Source organism: beta proteobacterium MWH-UniP1, from assembly GCA_036362785.1.
Taxonomy (GTDB): domain Bacteria; phylum Pseudomonadota; class Gammaproteobacteria; order Burkholderiales; family Burkholderiaceae_A; genus Lacustribacter.
Window position 1 is genome coordinate 1,436,258 of sequence record CP143625.1, and the last position, 14,808, is coordinate 1,451,065.

Annotated in this window: 13 protein-coding genes; 1 reads left to right on the forward strand and 12 read right to left on the reverse strand. The window is 56.5% G+C overall.

Features of this window, described 5'->3' with window-relative positions; genetic code table 11:
• The first annotated feature begins 16 nt into the window (after positions 1-16).
• Positions 17-3,283 (forward strand): error-prone DNA polymerase, encoded by a 3,267-nt coding sequence (locus AOB54_07000; GenBank protein ID WVN41237.1) that lies wholly within the window; start codon positions 17-19, stop codon positions 3,281-3,283.
• Here the strand turns inward: AOB54_07000 and AOB54_07005 are convergent.
• The 12 genes from AOB54_07005 to truA form a co-directional block, all read right to left on the reverse strand.
• Positions 3,280-3,720 (reverse strand): universal stress protein, encoded by a 441-nt coding sequence (locus AOB54_07005; protein ID WVN41238.1) that lies wholly within the window; start codon positions 3,718-3,720, stop codon positions 3,280-3,282. The two genes, AOB54_07000 and AOB54_07005, sit on opposite strands and share 4 nt — an antisense overlap.
• Positions 3,721-3,794: 74 nt before the next feature.
• The gene (locus tag AOB54_07010; protein ID WVN42797.1) at positions 3,795-5,093 is read right to left on the reverse strand and encodes a Coenzyme F420 hydrogenase/dehydrogenase, beta subunit C-terminal domain; all 1,299 of its coding nucleotides are present in this window, start codon (positions 5,091-5,093) and stop codon (positions 3,795-3,797) included.
• A gap of 11 nt (positions 5,094-5,104) precedes the next feature.
• The gene (locus tag AOB54_07015; protein WVN41239.1) at positions 5,105-6,322 is read right to left on the reverse strand and encodes an O-succinylhomoserine sulfhydrylase; all 1,218 of its coding nucleotides are present in this window, start codon (positions 6,320-6,322) and stop codon (positions 5,105-5,107) included.
• Entirely contained in the window at positions 6,312-7,823 is a 1,512-nt protein-coding gene (gene purF / locus AOB54_07020; protein WVN41240.1) for an amidophosphoribosyltransferase, read from the reverse strand. Before purF ends, AOB54_07015 begins: the two co-directional genes overlap by 11 nt.
• Positions 7,811-8,377, reverse strand: a complete 567-nt coding sequence (locus AOB54_07025) for a CvpA family protein (GenBank protein ID WVN41241.1) — start codon at positions 8,375-8,377, stop codon at positions 7,811-7,813. The genes purF and AOB54_07025 overlap by 13 nt, the downstream gene beginning before the upstream one ends.
• Positions 8,377-9,102, reverse strand: coding sequence for an SPOR domain-containing protein (locus tag AOB54_07030; GenBank protein WVN41242.1), 726 nt, complete (start codon positions 9,100-9,102; stop codon positions 8,377-8,379). The genes AOB54_07025 and AOB54_07030 overlap by 1 nt, the downstream gene beginning before the upstream one ends.
• Positions 9,089-10,381 carry a bifunctional tetrahydrofolate synthase/dihydrofolate synthase gene (gene folC, locus AOB54_07035; protein WVN41243.1) on the reverse strand — a complete coding sequence of 431 codons (1,293 nt, stop codon included), beginning with the start codon at positions 10,379-10,381 and terminating at the stop codon, positions 9,089-9,091. The genes AOB54_07030 and folC overlap by 14 nt, the downstream gene beginning before the upstream one ends.
• A gap of 21 nt (positions 10,382-10,402) precedes the next feature.
• Positions 10,403-11,272, reverse strand: coding sequence for an acetyl-CoA carboxylase, carboxyltransferase subunit beta (gene accD / locus AOB54_07040; GenBank protein ID WVN41244.1), 870 nt, complete (start codon positions 11,270-11,272; stop codon positions 10,403-10,405).
• Positions 11,269-12,096: a tryptophan synthase subunit alpha gene (trpA, locus tag AOB54_07045; protein WVN41245.1), complete on the reverse strand. Its 828-nt coding sequence runs from the start codon at positions 12,094-12,096 to the stop codon at positions 11,269-11,271. Before trpA ends, accD begins: the two co-directional genes overlap by 4 nt.
• Positions 12,097-12,107: 11 nt before the next feature.
• Positions 12,108-13,343: a tryptophan synthase subunit beta gene (gene trpB / locus AOB54_07050; GenBank protein WVN41246.1), complete on the reverse strand. Its 1,236-nt coding sequence runs from the start codon at positions 13,341-13,343 to the stop codon at positions 12,108-12,110.
• 33 nt (positions 13,344-13,376) lie between these two features.
• Positions 13,377-14,063: a phosphoribosylanthranilate isomerase gene (locus AOB54_07055; protein WVN41247.1), complete on the reverse strand. Its 687-nt coding sequence runs from the start codon at positions 14,061-14,063 to the stop codon at positions 13,377-13,379.
• Positions 14,033-14,806: a tRNA pseudouridine(38-40) synthase TruA gene (truA, locus tag AOB54_07060; GenBank protein WVN41248.1), complete on the reverse strand. Its 774-nt coding sequence runs from the start codon at positions 14,804-14,806 to the stop codon at positions 14,033-14,035. Before truA ends, AOB54_07055 begins: the two co-directional genes overlap by 31 nt.
• Between the last annotated feature and the right edge of the window lie 2 nt (positions 14,807-14,808).

Sequence of the window (14,808 nt, forward strand, 5' to 3'; positions counted from 1 at the left end):
CAGGGTTTGCTAATCCATGGACTATGCTGAGCTCTTTTGCCGCAGCAACTATTCGTTTTTGCAGGGTGCGTCTCACCCTGCAGAATTAGTCGAGCGGGCCCACAGTCTTGGCTATACGGCGCTTGCCATCACGGATGAAGCATCGGTAGCAGGGGTTGTCCAGGCCCACGTGGCTGCAAAGTCAGTGGGCCTGAAGTTATTGATTGGCGCACAGTTTGCCTCTAGTGATTTTTCTGGTCGCATCAGTGTGCTGGCCACATCGCGAACAGGCTACGCCCAGCTTGGCCACTTAATCACCCAGACACGGCGGCGCGAAGCCAAAGGCCAGTATCGACTCCATCGCCAAGACTTAGAATCTGGCTTAACGGAATGCTTGGTCATTTGGCTACCCGACCCCAGCGATAGCCCAACGGATCACCACCGTTGCGCCACCTGGTTAAAAGCATTATTTGATGATCGGCTCTATATTGCCTGCACACTACTTTTGCGCGGCACAGATGCCGTCTGGCGAGATCACTTACACACACTGGCCGCACTCCAGCGATTGCGCATTACCGCAAGCAGTGATGTGCTCATGCACCGCCGATCACGCAAGCCACTGGCCGACACACTCACGGCCATTCGGCATGGCCTGCCACTCTCGCAGTGCGGCAGGCGATTCACACCGAACGCTGAACAGCACCTGCGCAACCGGTTGCGGCTGGCCCGGCTCTACCCCCCAGAAATGCTTGCCACCAGCATTGAGATTGCCAGCCGTTGCCACTTTTCATTAGATGAGCTGCGCTATGAGTACCCAGATGAAATCGTGCCCAATGGCTTTACACCCACCCATTGGCTTCGGCACTTAACTGAAGAAGGCATTCGCCACCGCTACCCTGCTGATCGCTATCCCAACGGCCTGCCAGAAAAAGTACGCCGCCAGATTGAACATGAACTCACGCTGATCCAGGAGCTGCGTTACGAAGCCTACTTTTTAACGGTCTATGACATTGTGGCCTTTGCCAAAGGCCGTGGAATTCTATGCCAAGGCCGGGGCTCAGCGGCCAACTCTGCAGTCTGCTATTGCCTGGGCATTACCGAAGTCGACCCCGACCGTATGAGCATGCTGTTTGAGCGCTTTATTTCTAAAGAACGCAACGAGCCGCCCGATATTGATGTCGACTTTGAACACCAGCGGCGCGAAGAAGTTATTCAGTACATCTATCAAAAATATGGCCGTGATCGGGCAGCCTTGGCCGCATCGGTCACCACCTATCGGCCACGCTCTGCCCTGCGCGACACGGGCAAGGCCTTGGGCTTTGATCCGCAGCTGATTGACCATGTGGCCAAACACCACCAATGGTGGGACGGCAGGCGTGTTCAAGTCGAGGCCTTGCGTGAACACATTCACTGTGCCGTAACCGAGCTTTGTAACGACATTGGAGAGCCCATCATCCCCATGCCCAGTGATCAACAGATTGAACGCTGGGCTGATCTTTGCAATCAACTCATTGGCTTTCCACGACACTTATCTCAGCACGTGGGCGGATTCATTATTGCCCGCACACGGCTATCGGACTTAGTGCCCGTTGAAAACGCGGCCATGCCCGAGCGAAGTGTCATTCAATGGGACAAAGACGACATTGAAGCACTCGGCCTACTAAAGGTGGATGTCTTGGCGCTCGGCATGCTCTCCGCTATTCGGCGGGCCATGGAATTCATTGGTCAGAAACTCGGCAGGCCCATGCTGATACAAGACATTCCACCGCAAGACAGTGCCACTTACGACATGATCTGCGCCGCGCAAACAGTGGGCGTATTTCAGATTGAGTCGCGGGCCCAGATGTCGATGCTGCCGCGGCTCAAGCCCCGCTGTTTTTACGACCTGGTGATTGAGGTTGCTATTGTTCGGCCGGGACCCATTCAGGGCGGCATGGTGCACCCCTACCTGCGCAGACGTCAGGGCTTAGAGCCCGTGGACTATCCCAGCCCTGCCGTGAAAGAAGCACTCTCGCGCACTTTGGGCGTGCCCATCTTTCAAGAGCAAGTCATGCAGCTGGCCATTCTCGCAGCGGGTTTCACTGCGGGGGAAGCCGATCAACTGCGCCGCTCTATGGCCGCCTGGCGGCGCAAGGGTGGCTTAGAGCACTTTCATGATCGAGTGGTGGGCGGCATGCTGGCCCGCGGCTATCCACGGGAATTTGCCGATCGTGTCTTTCGTCAGATCGAAGGCTTTGGTGAATACGGCTTTCCCGAATCTCATGCCGCCAGTTTCGCGCTACTGGTTTATATCAGCTGCTGGATGAAATGCCATCATCCGGATGCATTTTTGGCCGCCATGCTCAATGCACAGCCCCTTGGGTTTTATTCACCATCTCAACTCGTGCAAGATGCTCGCCGCAACGGGGTGAAAGTGCTGCCGGTGGATGTCACCGTCAGTGATATTGAGAGCAGTTTAGAGATCCCACCATCAAAGCACTCGGCAACGGTTCGTGCGTCACACCAGACGCAGGGCAATACGTCATGTATTACGCAATACAGCAATCATTTACCGCAGGCACGTCATCCTGTGCGTCTGGGCCTGAATCGAATCGCCCAACTTCCCATAACGGCTGCCGAACGCATCGTGGCAGCACGCCAACAACATGCATTTGATAGCGTAGAAGATCTGGCCGCGCGGGCCGAACTTGATCGTGCCGACTTAAATGCGCTTGCCGCCGCTGGCGCATTGAAGTCTCTTGCGGGCAATCGCCATCAGGCCGTTTGGGAAAGCAGTGGTTATCAGCCTATGCCCAAGGTGCTGAAACAAAGCCGGATTGATGAACCCAAACTCACATTAACAGCGCCCACCGAGGGCGACGATCTGGTGGCTGACTATGCCAGCCTGGGATTGACACTGGGCCGCCATCCAATGGCCATACTACGCCCGCAATTGGCAGCGCTGGGTGCGCAGCCTGCTATCAAATTAGCCGGCTATCGACACGGGCAACTCGCCCGCGCGGCGGGCCTGGTCACCCACCGACAACGGCCTGGCACCGCCAATGGCACCTTGTTTATTTCTTTGGAAGATGACACTGGCATGGTGAATGTGATTGTCTGGCCAGATGTCTTGCAACGGTTTTACGATGCCGTATTGTATTCGCAGCTCATGCTGGTCTATGGCACCTGGCAGCGGGACACCACCATCAACCCCGCTGCGCCTGGCCAAGTCCGCAACCTACTCGCCCAGCGAGTAGAAGACCAAAGCCATCTGTTGCAGACACTCATTGGCGACCTAACGGTGCAGTCCCGGGATTTCCATTAACGCAGTACTAGCACCGGAATATTGGCGTGGGCCAATACCTTTTGGGTTTGACTGCCAAGCATCATCTTGGCCAAGCCAGTGCGGCCATGAGAGGCGATTGCAATCAAATCACAGCCATGTTGCTTGGCGGCCTCAACAATTTCGTCTGCCACGAATTCACTCACCACATAGCTGGTAACACAAGCCACCCCGGCTGCCTGACAGGCTTGCTGTATCTCTTTCAGAACCTGCTGTCCGCTTTCCGCCGCTTTTTCGCTGTAGTCCTCGGGCATGTAGGCTGCTTCCGGAAGATAAGCACGAACGGTGGAGTTGATATCCGGCACCACATGAAAGCCGGTGACTTTTGCGCCCACACTCTTGGCCAATGCTACGGCACTGGCCAGTCCACGCTTTGAGACTTCCGAGCCGTCGTAAGGCACCAAAATATTTTTAAACATAACGTTCCCCTTCGTAAATGAACCTGATTGCCGTCCATTATGAGCAGGCGGGTGAACTTTGGAATTGACTTAGATCAGGAGTCTACCCGGTGGGCCTGGGGTGGCGGCTCAGGTCGCTCGTCTGACGTGGGCGTCACCCCATAAGGGGCGACCAGCTGCCAGACATGCCCAGGCACCATGTTCTTGATCCGCCTGGGCTCTTGGCGGCGCAGATGAATCACCGTTTCGACAGCCTTCATCTCCACCCGGGCCCTGGCAAATTCCAAGCCGCGTGGGCCGACCTTGGGCATAAGCCAGCCCACCAAAGGCCGCAGCCAATTGGGCATGCTGCGCAGCGGCAGACCGCCCGCCGCACGTTCGGTGTTTTGCATAAAGCCTTTAACAGGCCCCTGCCGCTTGCCGGCAGAACCCGGCCCGGCCAACGAGACTTCATCGCCCAGCAATTCCAATAATTCCACACCACGTGGGTTACGCACCACCAACCACTGCTGCCCCTCGCCCCCCATATAGCCCACCGTGATGTCGGACAAGACATTGGTGTAATCCACGCAGGTACGACAAGTTAGCGGAAAAAAATCAGAGGGCAGCTTCGATAAGGGCAGCATCAAAAACGGAATACGTTTGATTCGGCCATCAACAAACCGAATCTCCACGTGATAGTCCGCACAAAACTCGAGATAGGTAATGGTCTCGGGCCGATCTGAAATCAGACTTAAAAACTCATGAAACCGCTCGGTGGTGGTGTTGTCTGAACACGGCGTGCCAATCACATAGAGTTTTTCAAACCCAAGCTCTGCTTCAAGTGAGCGCAGCGCATACACCTGACAAGGAATACCAATCACGGCCAGCCGTTTTATCCCTTGGGCCCTGGCAGGCTCGAGCATTGCAAGCAAAGGGGCATAGCCCATCCGCATGCCACGGCAGGCGGCCAGATCTTCTTTGCGGGTCACCAACACGGGCACAGGCCGCCATTGATCCTGCTCATCCGGCGCCATGGTCAGCACGGCATCGACACGACCCTCTTCTAATAGGCGCTCTGCAAGTCGGGTGGTAATGCCCGTCCACTGGGCGCCAACCGAGGGCGACTTGAGCGCAGCGCGATAGAGCCGCTGATAAGGGCCAAAGAAGAGCTCGTCGGCGTTAGCCTGGACTGCACCAGCGCTTGATGCTGTGTGTTGATCCCCGCTCGTATTTACGCCTAGCGCCGGTGATCCGCGTGTGCGGCCATGGACCTGGGTTTCCATCTTGGGGTAGTCCGGCGCAATAAATTGGCAGGCAGTGCCGCAGCGCTTCGGATCGCTGGTGCGCGAGACGCCACAGTCAGTACAAAGATCGCGATGGGGTGCAGGTTCTTTCGAGACCCAACGCTGCATGGCGGTCACACTTAGCCAGCTAGGCCGCGTTCAAGATCTTGCTTCAGGTCTTCTATATCTTCCAGACCAACAGCGACACGCAGCAAGGACTGTTTAATACCCGCCTTAGCACGCGCCTCTTCCGAGATGCGGCCATGCGTGGTGGTGCCGGGGTGCGTAATGATGGTGCGCGTATCGCCCAAATTACCCGTAACCGACATGATCTCGACCGAGTTGATCACACGATGGGCATTGGCACGTTGCTCTTCTGGGGTGCTCCCCACCACCTCGAAGGACACCACCGCGCCACCAGTCGACTGCTGCTGCATGGCCAGGGCATGCTGGGGGTGGGACGGCAGGCCGGGATAAAGCACACGGCTTACCCGTGGGTGTTGCTCTAACCACTGGGCCAACGCAAGCGCCGATGCACTGTGGGCCTTCATGCGTATATCGAGTGTTTCCAAACTCTTATGCAAAACCCAGGCATTAAAGGGGGCAAGTGATGGGCCACAGGTTCGCACGAACTGATAAATCGGATCAGTCAAGGCCTTGCTGCCTGCCACGGCACCACCCAAGACACGGCCCTGCCCGTCAATATATTTGGTGGCCGAGTGAAGCGTGAGGTCTGCGCCCAAGGCCAAGGGCTGCTGGATCGCAGGTGTGCAAAAACAGTTATCCACCACCAATACAACACCAGCCGCTTTGGCAGTCGCCGCAATTGCACGAATATCTGCAACTTCGGTAAGAGGATTCGACGGCGTTTCCAGATAAAAGAGTTTCGTGTTGGGCTGGATCGCAGCCTTCCAAGCAGCCGAATCGGTCAGCGAGACATAGGTCACGCTCACACCGAACTTCACCATGTAGTTGTCAAAGAGCTGGACGGTAGAACCAAACAGGCTGGGGGTAGTGACGATATGGTCCCCCGCTTTGAGAAGCGCCATGCAAGTCGCCAAAATAGCAGCCATGCCAGAGCTGGTGGCCACACAACGCTCAGCATTTTCAAGCGAGGCAAGCCGCTCTTCAAACATCTGCACCGATGGGTTGGTAAACCGCGAATAGACCATGCCTGGCTCTTGATTCTGGAACCGGCGCGCTGCCTGCTCTGCATCATCAAACACAAAGCTCGATGTCAGATACATGGCTTCCGAATGCTCGCCGTATTCCGAGCGCGTGGTGCCCGCACGCACAGCCCGCGTTGCGAAACGCAGGTCGCGCCGGGTGGCCGATTTCGGGGTCTTTTTAGTCGTCATTGTTTAAGTTTAATGCCAGCTGCTTGCGGGTGGCTTCAGTGCCGCCATGAATTCTGGAAGATTCCAAAATATCCAAGAGCTTATCGGTGACATCGCCGGTAACGTAGTGGCCATCAAAACATGAGGCTTCTAGCTCCTGGATGGACTTATTTAAGCCCATCACATCACGCTTCATTGACTCAATATCTTGATAGATCAAGGCATCGGCGCCGATGGCCTTGCAGATTTCGTCATCGGTTCGGTTAAAGGCAATCAGCTCACTGCGGGTGGGCATGTCAATGCCGTAGACATTGGGAAAGCGCACCGGCGGCGCAGCAGAGGCAAATATCACTCGCTTGGCACCCGAATCCCGGGCCATCTGAACAATCTCTTGGCTGGTGGTGCCGCGAACAATCGAATCGTCTACGATCAAGACACTCTTGCCCTTGAACTCGTAGGGAATCGCATTGAGTTTTTGGCGAACCGACTTTTTACGCGCCGCCTGGCCCGGCATGATAAATGTGCGGCCGATATAGCGGTTTTTAATAAAACCTTCCCGGTAGTCAATGCCAAGCTTCATGGCCAATTGCATCGCCGCTGGCCGGCTGGAGTCAGGAATGGGCATGACCACATCAATCTCACCGCTTGGAAACGCTGCGCGGATTTTTTCTGCAAGTGATTCACCCATGCGCAGCCGTGCATCGTAGACACTCACGCCATCAATCACCGAATCTGGCCGGGCAAAGTACACGTATTCAAATACGCACGGGTTAAGCGATGTTTTCGCCGCACAGATCTGAGAATGGACTTCGCCATCCAGCGTGATGATCACGCACTCACCCGGTGCGACATCTCGCACGGGGGTAAAGCCCAGGCCCTGAATGGCCACGCTTTCCGAGGCCACCATCCACTCTTCACCAAGCGCATCAATGTTTTTACCAAGAACCAGAGGGCGAATGCCATATGGGTCACGAAAGGCCACCACACCAAAGCCTGCAATCATGGCCACGCAGGCATAGGCACCACGCACACGAGCATCCAAGGCTGACACTGCCGCAAAGACCGAACGTGCGTCGAGCGATAAGCCCGAGACCGCCTGCTGCAGCTCATGAGCAAACACATTGAGCAACACCTCCGAATCGGATTCGGTGTTGATGTGCCGGCGATCCCGCCGATACATGTCTTGCTGTAACTCTTCGGCATTGGTCAGGTTGCCGTTGTGTCCCAGCACAATCCCAAAAGGCGCATTCACATAAAACGGTTGCGCCTCTTCAGAATTGGCGGCGCTACCGGCAGTGGGGTAACGGACATGGCCAATACCCATCTGCCCCTGCAGATTACGCATATCACGTGTGCGAAAAACGTCGCGCACCAGGCCGTTGTTGCGGTGAATATGAATACGCTTGCCCTGGGCAGTTGCAATGCCTGCGGCATCCTGACCACGGTGCTGCAAAAGCAATAGGCCATCGTATAAGAGCTGGTTAACCGGTGAATGTCCAACAATGCCGATTACGCCACACATGGCCGAACTCCTTGCAGATTCAAATCATCAGATAGCGCGGAAGACTTGCCCGTCTTAAGTAGGCGTTCTTCCACCACATCCGGCAGCCACGGCGTGGCCGTGCGAATGCCCAACTCTAAAAATGGTCTTGTCTTGGCTTCTCGCCAGGCAGGCTCCCCGGGCAGCGATGTCATAGCGGCCAACACTGCCAAGACCACAACAATCAAGACGCCGCGGGCCAGGCCAAAAAAAGTGCCCAAGAAACGATCAAAGCCTGCCACGCCCGTGGCACTCACCAACTCTTTGAGTGCCATGGTCACCAGTTTTCCGATCAACAAAATGATCACCAAGACCACCAAAAATCCCACCGTTTGCTGGATGGGGGGCGTGAGCCACTGTGGCAATAACTCGGCAACGAAATGGGCCAGCCGACTGGCGCCCACCACGGCAATCACCCACACCGCCAGCGAGGCCACCTCTTTTACTAGACCACGGGCCAGCGACAACAGCGTTGAGGCGGTGATCACCACAATGACCACCATGTCGACCCAAGTCAGTGCGCCAAAGAAATCCATCAGGGGTTCACCACCACGGCGTCGTAACCTTGGCCCTTGGCACGATCACGCACCGAGAGGGCCTGTTCACGAGTTTCAAAAGGACCGATCCGAACCCGATACCGGTCGGCACCGTCTTCAGCTTTGATGGTTTCCATCACCACGCGATGGCCGCCTGCAGCGAGCTTTGTTTTTACTGCATTTGCAGATTCCAGCTTGGCATAGGCGCCCACCTGCACCAAGAAACCTTTGGCAGGTGCCACTTTCTTATCAGTAGCGGTCGCTGGTGCTGCAGCAGTGGTTGCGGACTTGGCAGTAGCCTTTGCATCGGCCGTAGCTTTGGTATCAACAGCAGACTTGCCATTGGTCTTCGCTTCCGACTTAGTGTCGGCTTTTTGCTCTGGCTTGGCCTCTGCCTTTGCTTCGGCTTTTGGTGCGCTTGCCGCCGGCGCAACGGGGGCTGTTGCCGGTGTCGCGGCTGCAGGTGCCTGTGGCGCTTCTGTTGCAGCAGGCTTCAGACTATCAATCTTGTTGAAAGCCGAATTCTTGGACGGAATATCGATCAACAAATCCTGAGAAAGCGGCCGGGCCTGATCTTCTAGAAAAATTGGGGCAACCGCTGCTACCGCACCTGTAATGATCAGCGCGCCCAACAGGCGCCAACGGGCACGACGTTTGTGTTCCGCCATGGGATCGGATCGTTGGTGCTCACGTTGTGATGAACCGGAATCGCTATCGGCGGGCATGGCGCAATGAGATGATCTCTGCAACGGTCACAAAGGAACCGAAGACCAGAATTCTATCATCGGGCTTAGCCAACCCAAGCGCATCCGCATAAGCCTGTGCAGGCCCATCAAAGCAACTCACCTTGGCCTTGGGGAGCACGGCAAGCAGCTCTTGCTTCAGGTCCTCTGCACTTCTGGGTCTGCCGTTGGTATCTGGGCCAGACAGGCCCGCAAGGCACCAATGATCCACACGATCGCCCATGCGCTTAAAGAGCGCTTTCGCATCTTTTCCAGCCAAGATGCCCACCACCGCGTAGGTATTCGGAAAAAACCCCATCTGATCCAGATTGGCTGCCAGTACTGCTGCCGCATGGGGGTTGTGGGCCACATCCAAGACAATCGCAGGCTGGCCGGGCAAAACCTGGAATCGGCCTGGCAGCTCGACCAAGGCCAGGCCAGCGCGCACGGCCCCCTGCGTGACCGGCAGTCGCTCGCGCAACGCAGCCAGCGCGGCCAAGGCTGCCGATGCATTGAGCAACTGATTGGCGCCGCGCAGCGCGGGATAGGCCAGCGCGTTACGCCGCTGCCCACGGCCAGCCCAGCTCCACTGCTGCCTGTCCCCCTGAAAGTTGTAATCCACTCCAAATTGCCAGAGATCTGCCCCAATGGCCTGAGCGACTTCTATCACCGTGTGGGGTGGTTCAGGGTCAGCACAGATAAAGGGCCGATTGGGCCGGGCAATATGGGCCTTTTCCCAGCCAATGGCCTCTCGGGTGTCGCCCAGAAAATCCTGGTGGTCCATATCGACCGACACCAAGACCGAGCAATCGGCATCGACAATGTTGACCGCATCCAATCGGCCCCCAAGACCAATCTCTAATACGGCCACATCCACTTTGGCCCGCTTAATCAAATCAAAACAGGCCAGCGTTGTGAATTCAAAGTAAGTGAGCGATGTACCAGCCTGCGCGGCTTCCACACGTTCAAAGGCAGCGATGAGATCGGTGTCAGACACCATCTCGCCGTTAATCCGCAGCCGCTCATTAAAGTGCAGTAAGTGCGGTGATGTGTAAGTCGCCACACGAAAACCGGACTGCAACAGAATCGATTCCAAAGTGGCGCAAGTTGATCCCTTGCCGTTGGTACCGCCAACCAGAATCGACAAGCAGCCCAGCGCAACGCCATGGGCGCCCTTTTCAAAGCCCATGGCATGGGCCACCTTGGTGACGCGATCTAGGCCAAGCTCAATGGTCTTGGCGTGTCGCGACGATATCTTGCTAAGCCAGTCCGAAAGCGTCAATTGGCCATCAACGCTTCAAGATTAACGCACTGCCTCTGCTGGCTGACGCATCAAAATGGTCAACAAGTCGGCGATCTCGTCCCGCATCTTGCGCCGATCCACAATGCGATCCACGGCGCCCTTTTCTAGCAAGAACTCTGCCCGCTGAAAGCCTGGCGGTAGTTTTTCGCGCACCGTCTGCTCAATCACACGCGGCCCCGCAAAACCCACCAGGGCCTTGGGTTCAGCAATCACCACATCGCCCAGGAAGGCAAAGCTGGCGGACACCCCACCCATGGTGGGGTCGGTGAGAATCGAGATGTAGGGCAAGCGGCGCATGGCCAGCTGCTGCAAGACTGCAGTCGTTCTAGCCATCTGCATGAGTGATAGCAGACCCTCTTGCATACGGGCACCGCCACTGGCGGCAATGCTAATAAACGGCACCCTGGCTTCAATCGCAGCTTCTGCGGCGCGAACAAAACGCTCCCCCACCACCGAGCCCATCGAACCGCCCATGAATTCAAATTCAAAGCAGGCCACCACGACCGGCACAGACTTAATGGCACCGCCCAGCGCAATTAACGCGTCGGTCTCCCCCGTCTGCTCCATGGCCTCCGACAAACGTTCGGGATATTTGCGGCTATCTTTAAATTTCAGCGTGTCAACGGGAAGGACTTCCTGGCCAATTTCATAACGGCCCTCGGGGTCGAGCAATTTATCCAAACGGTCACGCGCACGAATGCGCAGGTGATGATCACACTTCGGGCAGACCTGCTGGTTGCTCTCTAGATCGGTTCGATACAGCACCGACTCACAGGCCGGGCATTTGAGCCACAGGCCCTCGGGCACGCTTCGGCGCGGACCCTCTGCGCGTTGAATCTTGGGTGGTAGTAGCTTGTCAATCCAGCTCATGCCTTCTCCTGTGTTGCGGGCATGGCATCCAATGCCTTGCGAATGCCCGCCATAAACTCACCCGCTTTTTGAATCGGGTCTTGCGCATTTTTTTGCGCATCTTCCATCAATCGGATGAGCGCACTGCCAATCACCACAGCGTCAGCAGTGCTTGCCACTGCAACCGCAGAAGCGGCATCGCTAATGCCAAATCCAACACCAATTGGCATGGATGTAAACGAGCGAATATGGTCCACACGCTGCGCCACTGCGGTCGGGTCCAAATGGCCCGCCCCCGTCACGCCACGCAGGGACACGTAATACAAATAACCCGACCCAAGACGGGCCACATCTTTCATCCGCTGATCGGTGGATGTGGGGGCCAACAAGAAGATGGGATCAATGTCTGCAGCACGCAGCAGGCCACTGAACTCTTCGCACTCCTCGGGCGGGTAGTCCACGATGATGGTGCCATCGACACCCGACTGTTTCGCCGCTTTTACAAAAGCATCCACACCAAAGCGTTCCACAGGATTGGCGTAGCCCATCAACACCACTGGCGTTGTCGCGTCTGTCTTTCGAAACTCAGCCACCCAATCTAAACAATCGTGCAGCGTCACGTGACGGGTGAGCGCACGCTCGCTCGATCGCTGAATCACGGGGCCGTCGGCCATGGGGTCGGAAAATGGCACACCCAGCTCAAGCACATCCGCACCGTTTTGCACCAGACCATGCATCAGCGCAACCACTGTTTCACGCGAGGGATCCCCGGCCGTGATGTAAGGCACCAGACCTGTTTTACCGGCCTGCTTTAAGCGATCAAAGGTTGTTTTTAGTCGAGACACAGTGAAATGAATTAAAAGTTAATGCCGCTTTTTTCTGCAACGGTATGCATGTCTTTGTCACCACGGCCAGACAAATTCACCAAGATGACTTTGTCTTTGGGCATCGAAGGCGCGATTTTGGCGGCATAGGCCAGCGCGTGACTCGTTTCAAGCGCAGGAATAATGCCCTCAATTCGGCAACAGGTATGGAATGCGTCCAGACTCTCTTGGTCGGTGATGGCCACGTATTCGGCACGATGCGTGTCTTTTAACCAAGAGTGCTCGGGACCAACACCAGGGTAGTCCAGTCCAGCGGAGACTGAATGGGTCTCGGCGATCTGACCATCGGCATCTTGAATCAAATAGGTGCGATTGCCGTGCAGCACACCCGGCGTTCCCGCCGATAGCGTTGCTGCGTGATGTCCGGTCGCAATGCCCTCACCACCAGCCTCAACGCCCACCAGTTTTACACCAGGCACATTCAGGTAATCGTAAAAAATTCCCATGGCATTACTACCACCACCCACACAGGCCACGATCATGTCGGGCTGGCGGCCCACCATTTCGGGCATCTGCCACAAACACTCTTTGCCCACCACGGAATTAAAGTCGCGCACCATCATGGGGTAAGGATGAGGGCCTGCGACCGTGCCGATGATGTAGTAAGTGTTGTCAATATTGGTGACCCAGTCGCGCATGGCTTCATTTAATGCGTCTTTCAGCGTCTTTGAGCCACTTTCCACGGGCACCACGGTCGCGCCCAAGAGCTTCATGCGATAGACGTTGGCGGCTTGGCGAGCCACATCAGTCGCCCCCATGTAGACCACACACTCCATGCCAAATCGCGCCGCCACAGTTGCCGATGCCACGCCATGCTGGCCTGCACCTGTTTCGGCAATCACGCGGGGCTTGCCCATGCGCTTGGCCAAGAGTGCCTGACCAATGGTGTTGTTCACCTTGTGGGCGCCAGTGTGATTTAAGTCTTCACGTTTAAAGTAAATCTGCGCGCCACCCAACTTCTCTGACCAACGCTTGGCGTGGTAAATCGGGCTGGGCCGGCCAACGAAGTGTTTCAGCTCACGGTGAAACTCTTCTAAGAATTCCGGATCCTGCTGGTAGTGGGCGTAGGCATCTCGCAGCTCATTTAATGCGTGGGTCAGCGTTTCAGACACGAAGCTGCCGCCATAGGGCCCAAAGTGACCGCGGGAATCCGGATAGTGATAGGGCTCGCTTCGCGGGTCAGTCGCAGGAAGATCGTTCGGTTTCATGGAAACTTGATTTAGCCTTTAAGTTTTGAACGCCTAACGGTCAGCGGCGCCCACCGCAGCAACAAACTGCGCAATTCGCTGGGGATCCTTGATGCCCTTTCGCGTGACACCGTCTTGGATCAACTCGACCCCACTACTCACATCGACACAGGGGGGCCGCAGTGCAGCAATCGCCTGACCAACAGACCCCGATTCTAGCCCTCCGGACAGAACCCATGTGGGGGGCAGGCCGGGGGCTTTGGCTAGCGCAGAAGACAGAATCGACCAGTCAAAGGCCTGGCCACTGCCACCAAAGCCAGTACTGTCGGCATCAAACAAAACCGCCTGGCAGTTGGAGAAGTCTTGAATCTGGCCCGCCAGCCGCTCGATTTCAGCGGCGGCCGCTGCCTCGGCCAGGCCCGTCTTGACCCGCAGGGCCTTGATGACCGGTCGACCAAGGCCCAGACAATCACCAGGGGTCTCATCCCCGTGGAGCTGGATATGGGACAGGCCCGCTTGGTCTGCCACCTGCAGAATAGTTTCGCGCTTGGCGTTAACAAATAGGCCCACTGCCGAGACCCAGGCCGGTAACCGGCGGATCAAGGCGCGGGCCTGTGCCGCACTGACCGCCCGGGGGCTGGCTTCATAAAAGACAAAACCCACCGCATCCACGCCTGCCGAAACGGCGGCATCGACGTCGGATTCGCGGGTTAGTCCACAAACTTTGATTCGGGTACGCATAGCAAGTTGGAATCGTACTCGACATGCTCCAAGCACAGGCCTTGTGCCGGAAAAGTTGGACCAGCCAAGATACGGTTACGACTCTCTAAAACCTCTTTGGCCCAGGCCATGGGCTTTGCCCCACGGCCCACCTCGATCAATGTGCCCACCAGATTGCGGACCATGTGATGCAAAAACGCATTGCCTTTTAGCGTGAAGACCAGGAGCTCATCTTCTTTGGCCAAATCAAAGGCCATGAGATTGCGCATGGGTGATTTGGCCTGACACTCCGATGATCGAAAGGCACTGAAATCATGTTCGCCGATAAAAATCCTGGCGGTTTCTTGCATGGCCGCGATATCCAGTGGTCGATAAAACCAGGTGGCCTGCCGATGATGCAGCGGCGATCGGGTGGGCGAATGCAAGATGCGATATTGGTACTGCCGCCAGACGGCGGAATAACGGGCATGAAAGGTGTCTGACACCACTTTGGCCCAACGAACGGAGATGCTGTCAGGCAGCAGGGTATTTAATCCCCGCACCCAGCTCCAATCGGTGCGATCAATATCGGTATCGAAATGCACCACCTGGCAACGGGCATGCACACCGGCATCGGTGCGGCCCGCGCAGATCGTGCTATGCGGTTTTCCGGTGAATTCACCAATCGCCGACTCAAGACGATCTTGAACGGTGTTGCCGTTGGGCTGGGTCTGCCAGCCGTTCCAGTCGGTGCCGTCGTACTCCAGCCCGAGGGCGATTCTCACGG

Excerpts from the sequence above, each read along its gene's own strand:
- accD (WVN41244.1), bottom strand. The coding sequence starts at position 11,272 with ATGAGCTGGATTGACAAGCTACTACCACCCAAGATTCAACGCGCAGAG.
- AOB54_07000 (WVN41237.1), top strand. The coding sequence starts at position 17 with ATGGACTATGCTGAGCTCTTTTGCCGCAGCAACTATTCGTTTTTGCAG.
- AOB54_07005 (WVN41238.1), bottom strand. The coding sequence starts at position 3,720 with ATGTTTAAAAATATTTTGGTGCCTTACGACGGCTCGGAAGTCTCAAAG.
- AOB54_07030 (WVN41242.1), bottom strand. The coding sequence starts at position 9,102 with ATGCCCGCCGATAGCGATTCCGGTTCATCACAACGTGAGCACCAACGA.
- AOB54_07010 (WVN42797.1), bottom strand. The coding sequence starts at position 5,093 with ATGCAGCGTTGGGTCTCGAAAGAACCTGCACCCCATCGCGATCTTTGT.
- AOB54_07015 (WVN41239.1), bottom strand. The coding sequence starts at position 6,322 with ATGACGACTAAAAAGACCCCGAAATCGGCCACCCGGCGCGACCTGCGT.
- AOB54_07025 (WVN41241.1), bottom strand. The coding sequence starts at position 8,377 with ATGGATTTCTTTGGCGCACTGACTTGGGTCGACATGGTGGTCATTGTG.
- trpB (WVN41246.1), bottom strand. The coding sequence starts at position 13,343 with ATGAAACCGAACGATCTTCCTGCGACTGACCCGCGAAGCGAGCCCTAT.
- purF (WVN41240.1), bottom strand. The coding sequence starts at position 7,823 with ATGTGTGGCGTAATCGGCATTGTTGGACATTCACCGGTTAACCAGCTC.
- AOB54_07055 (WVN41247.1), bottom strand. The coding sequence starts at position 14,063 with ATGCGTACCCGAATCAAAGTTTGTGGACTAACCCGCGAATCCGACGTC.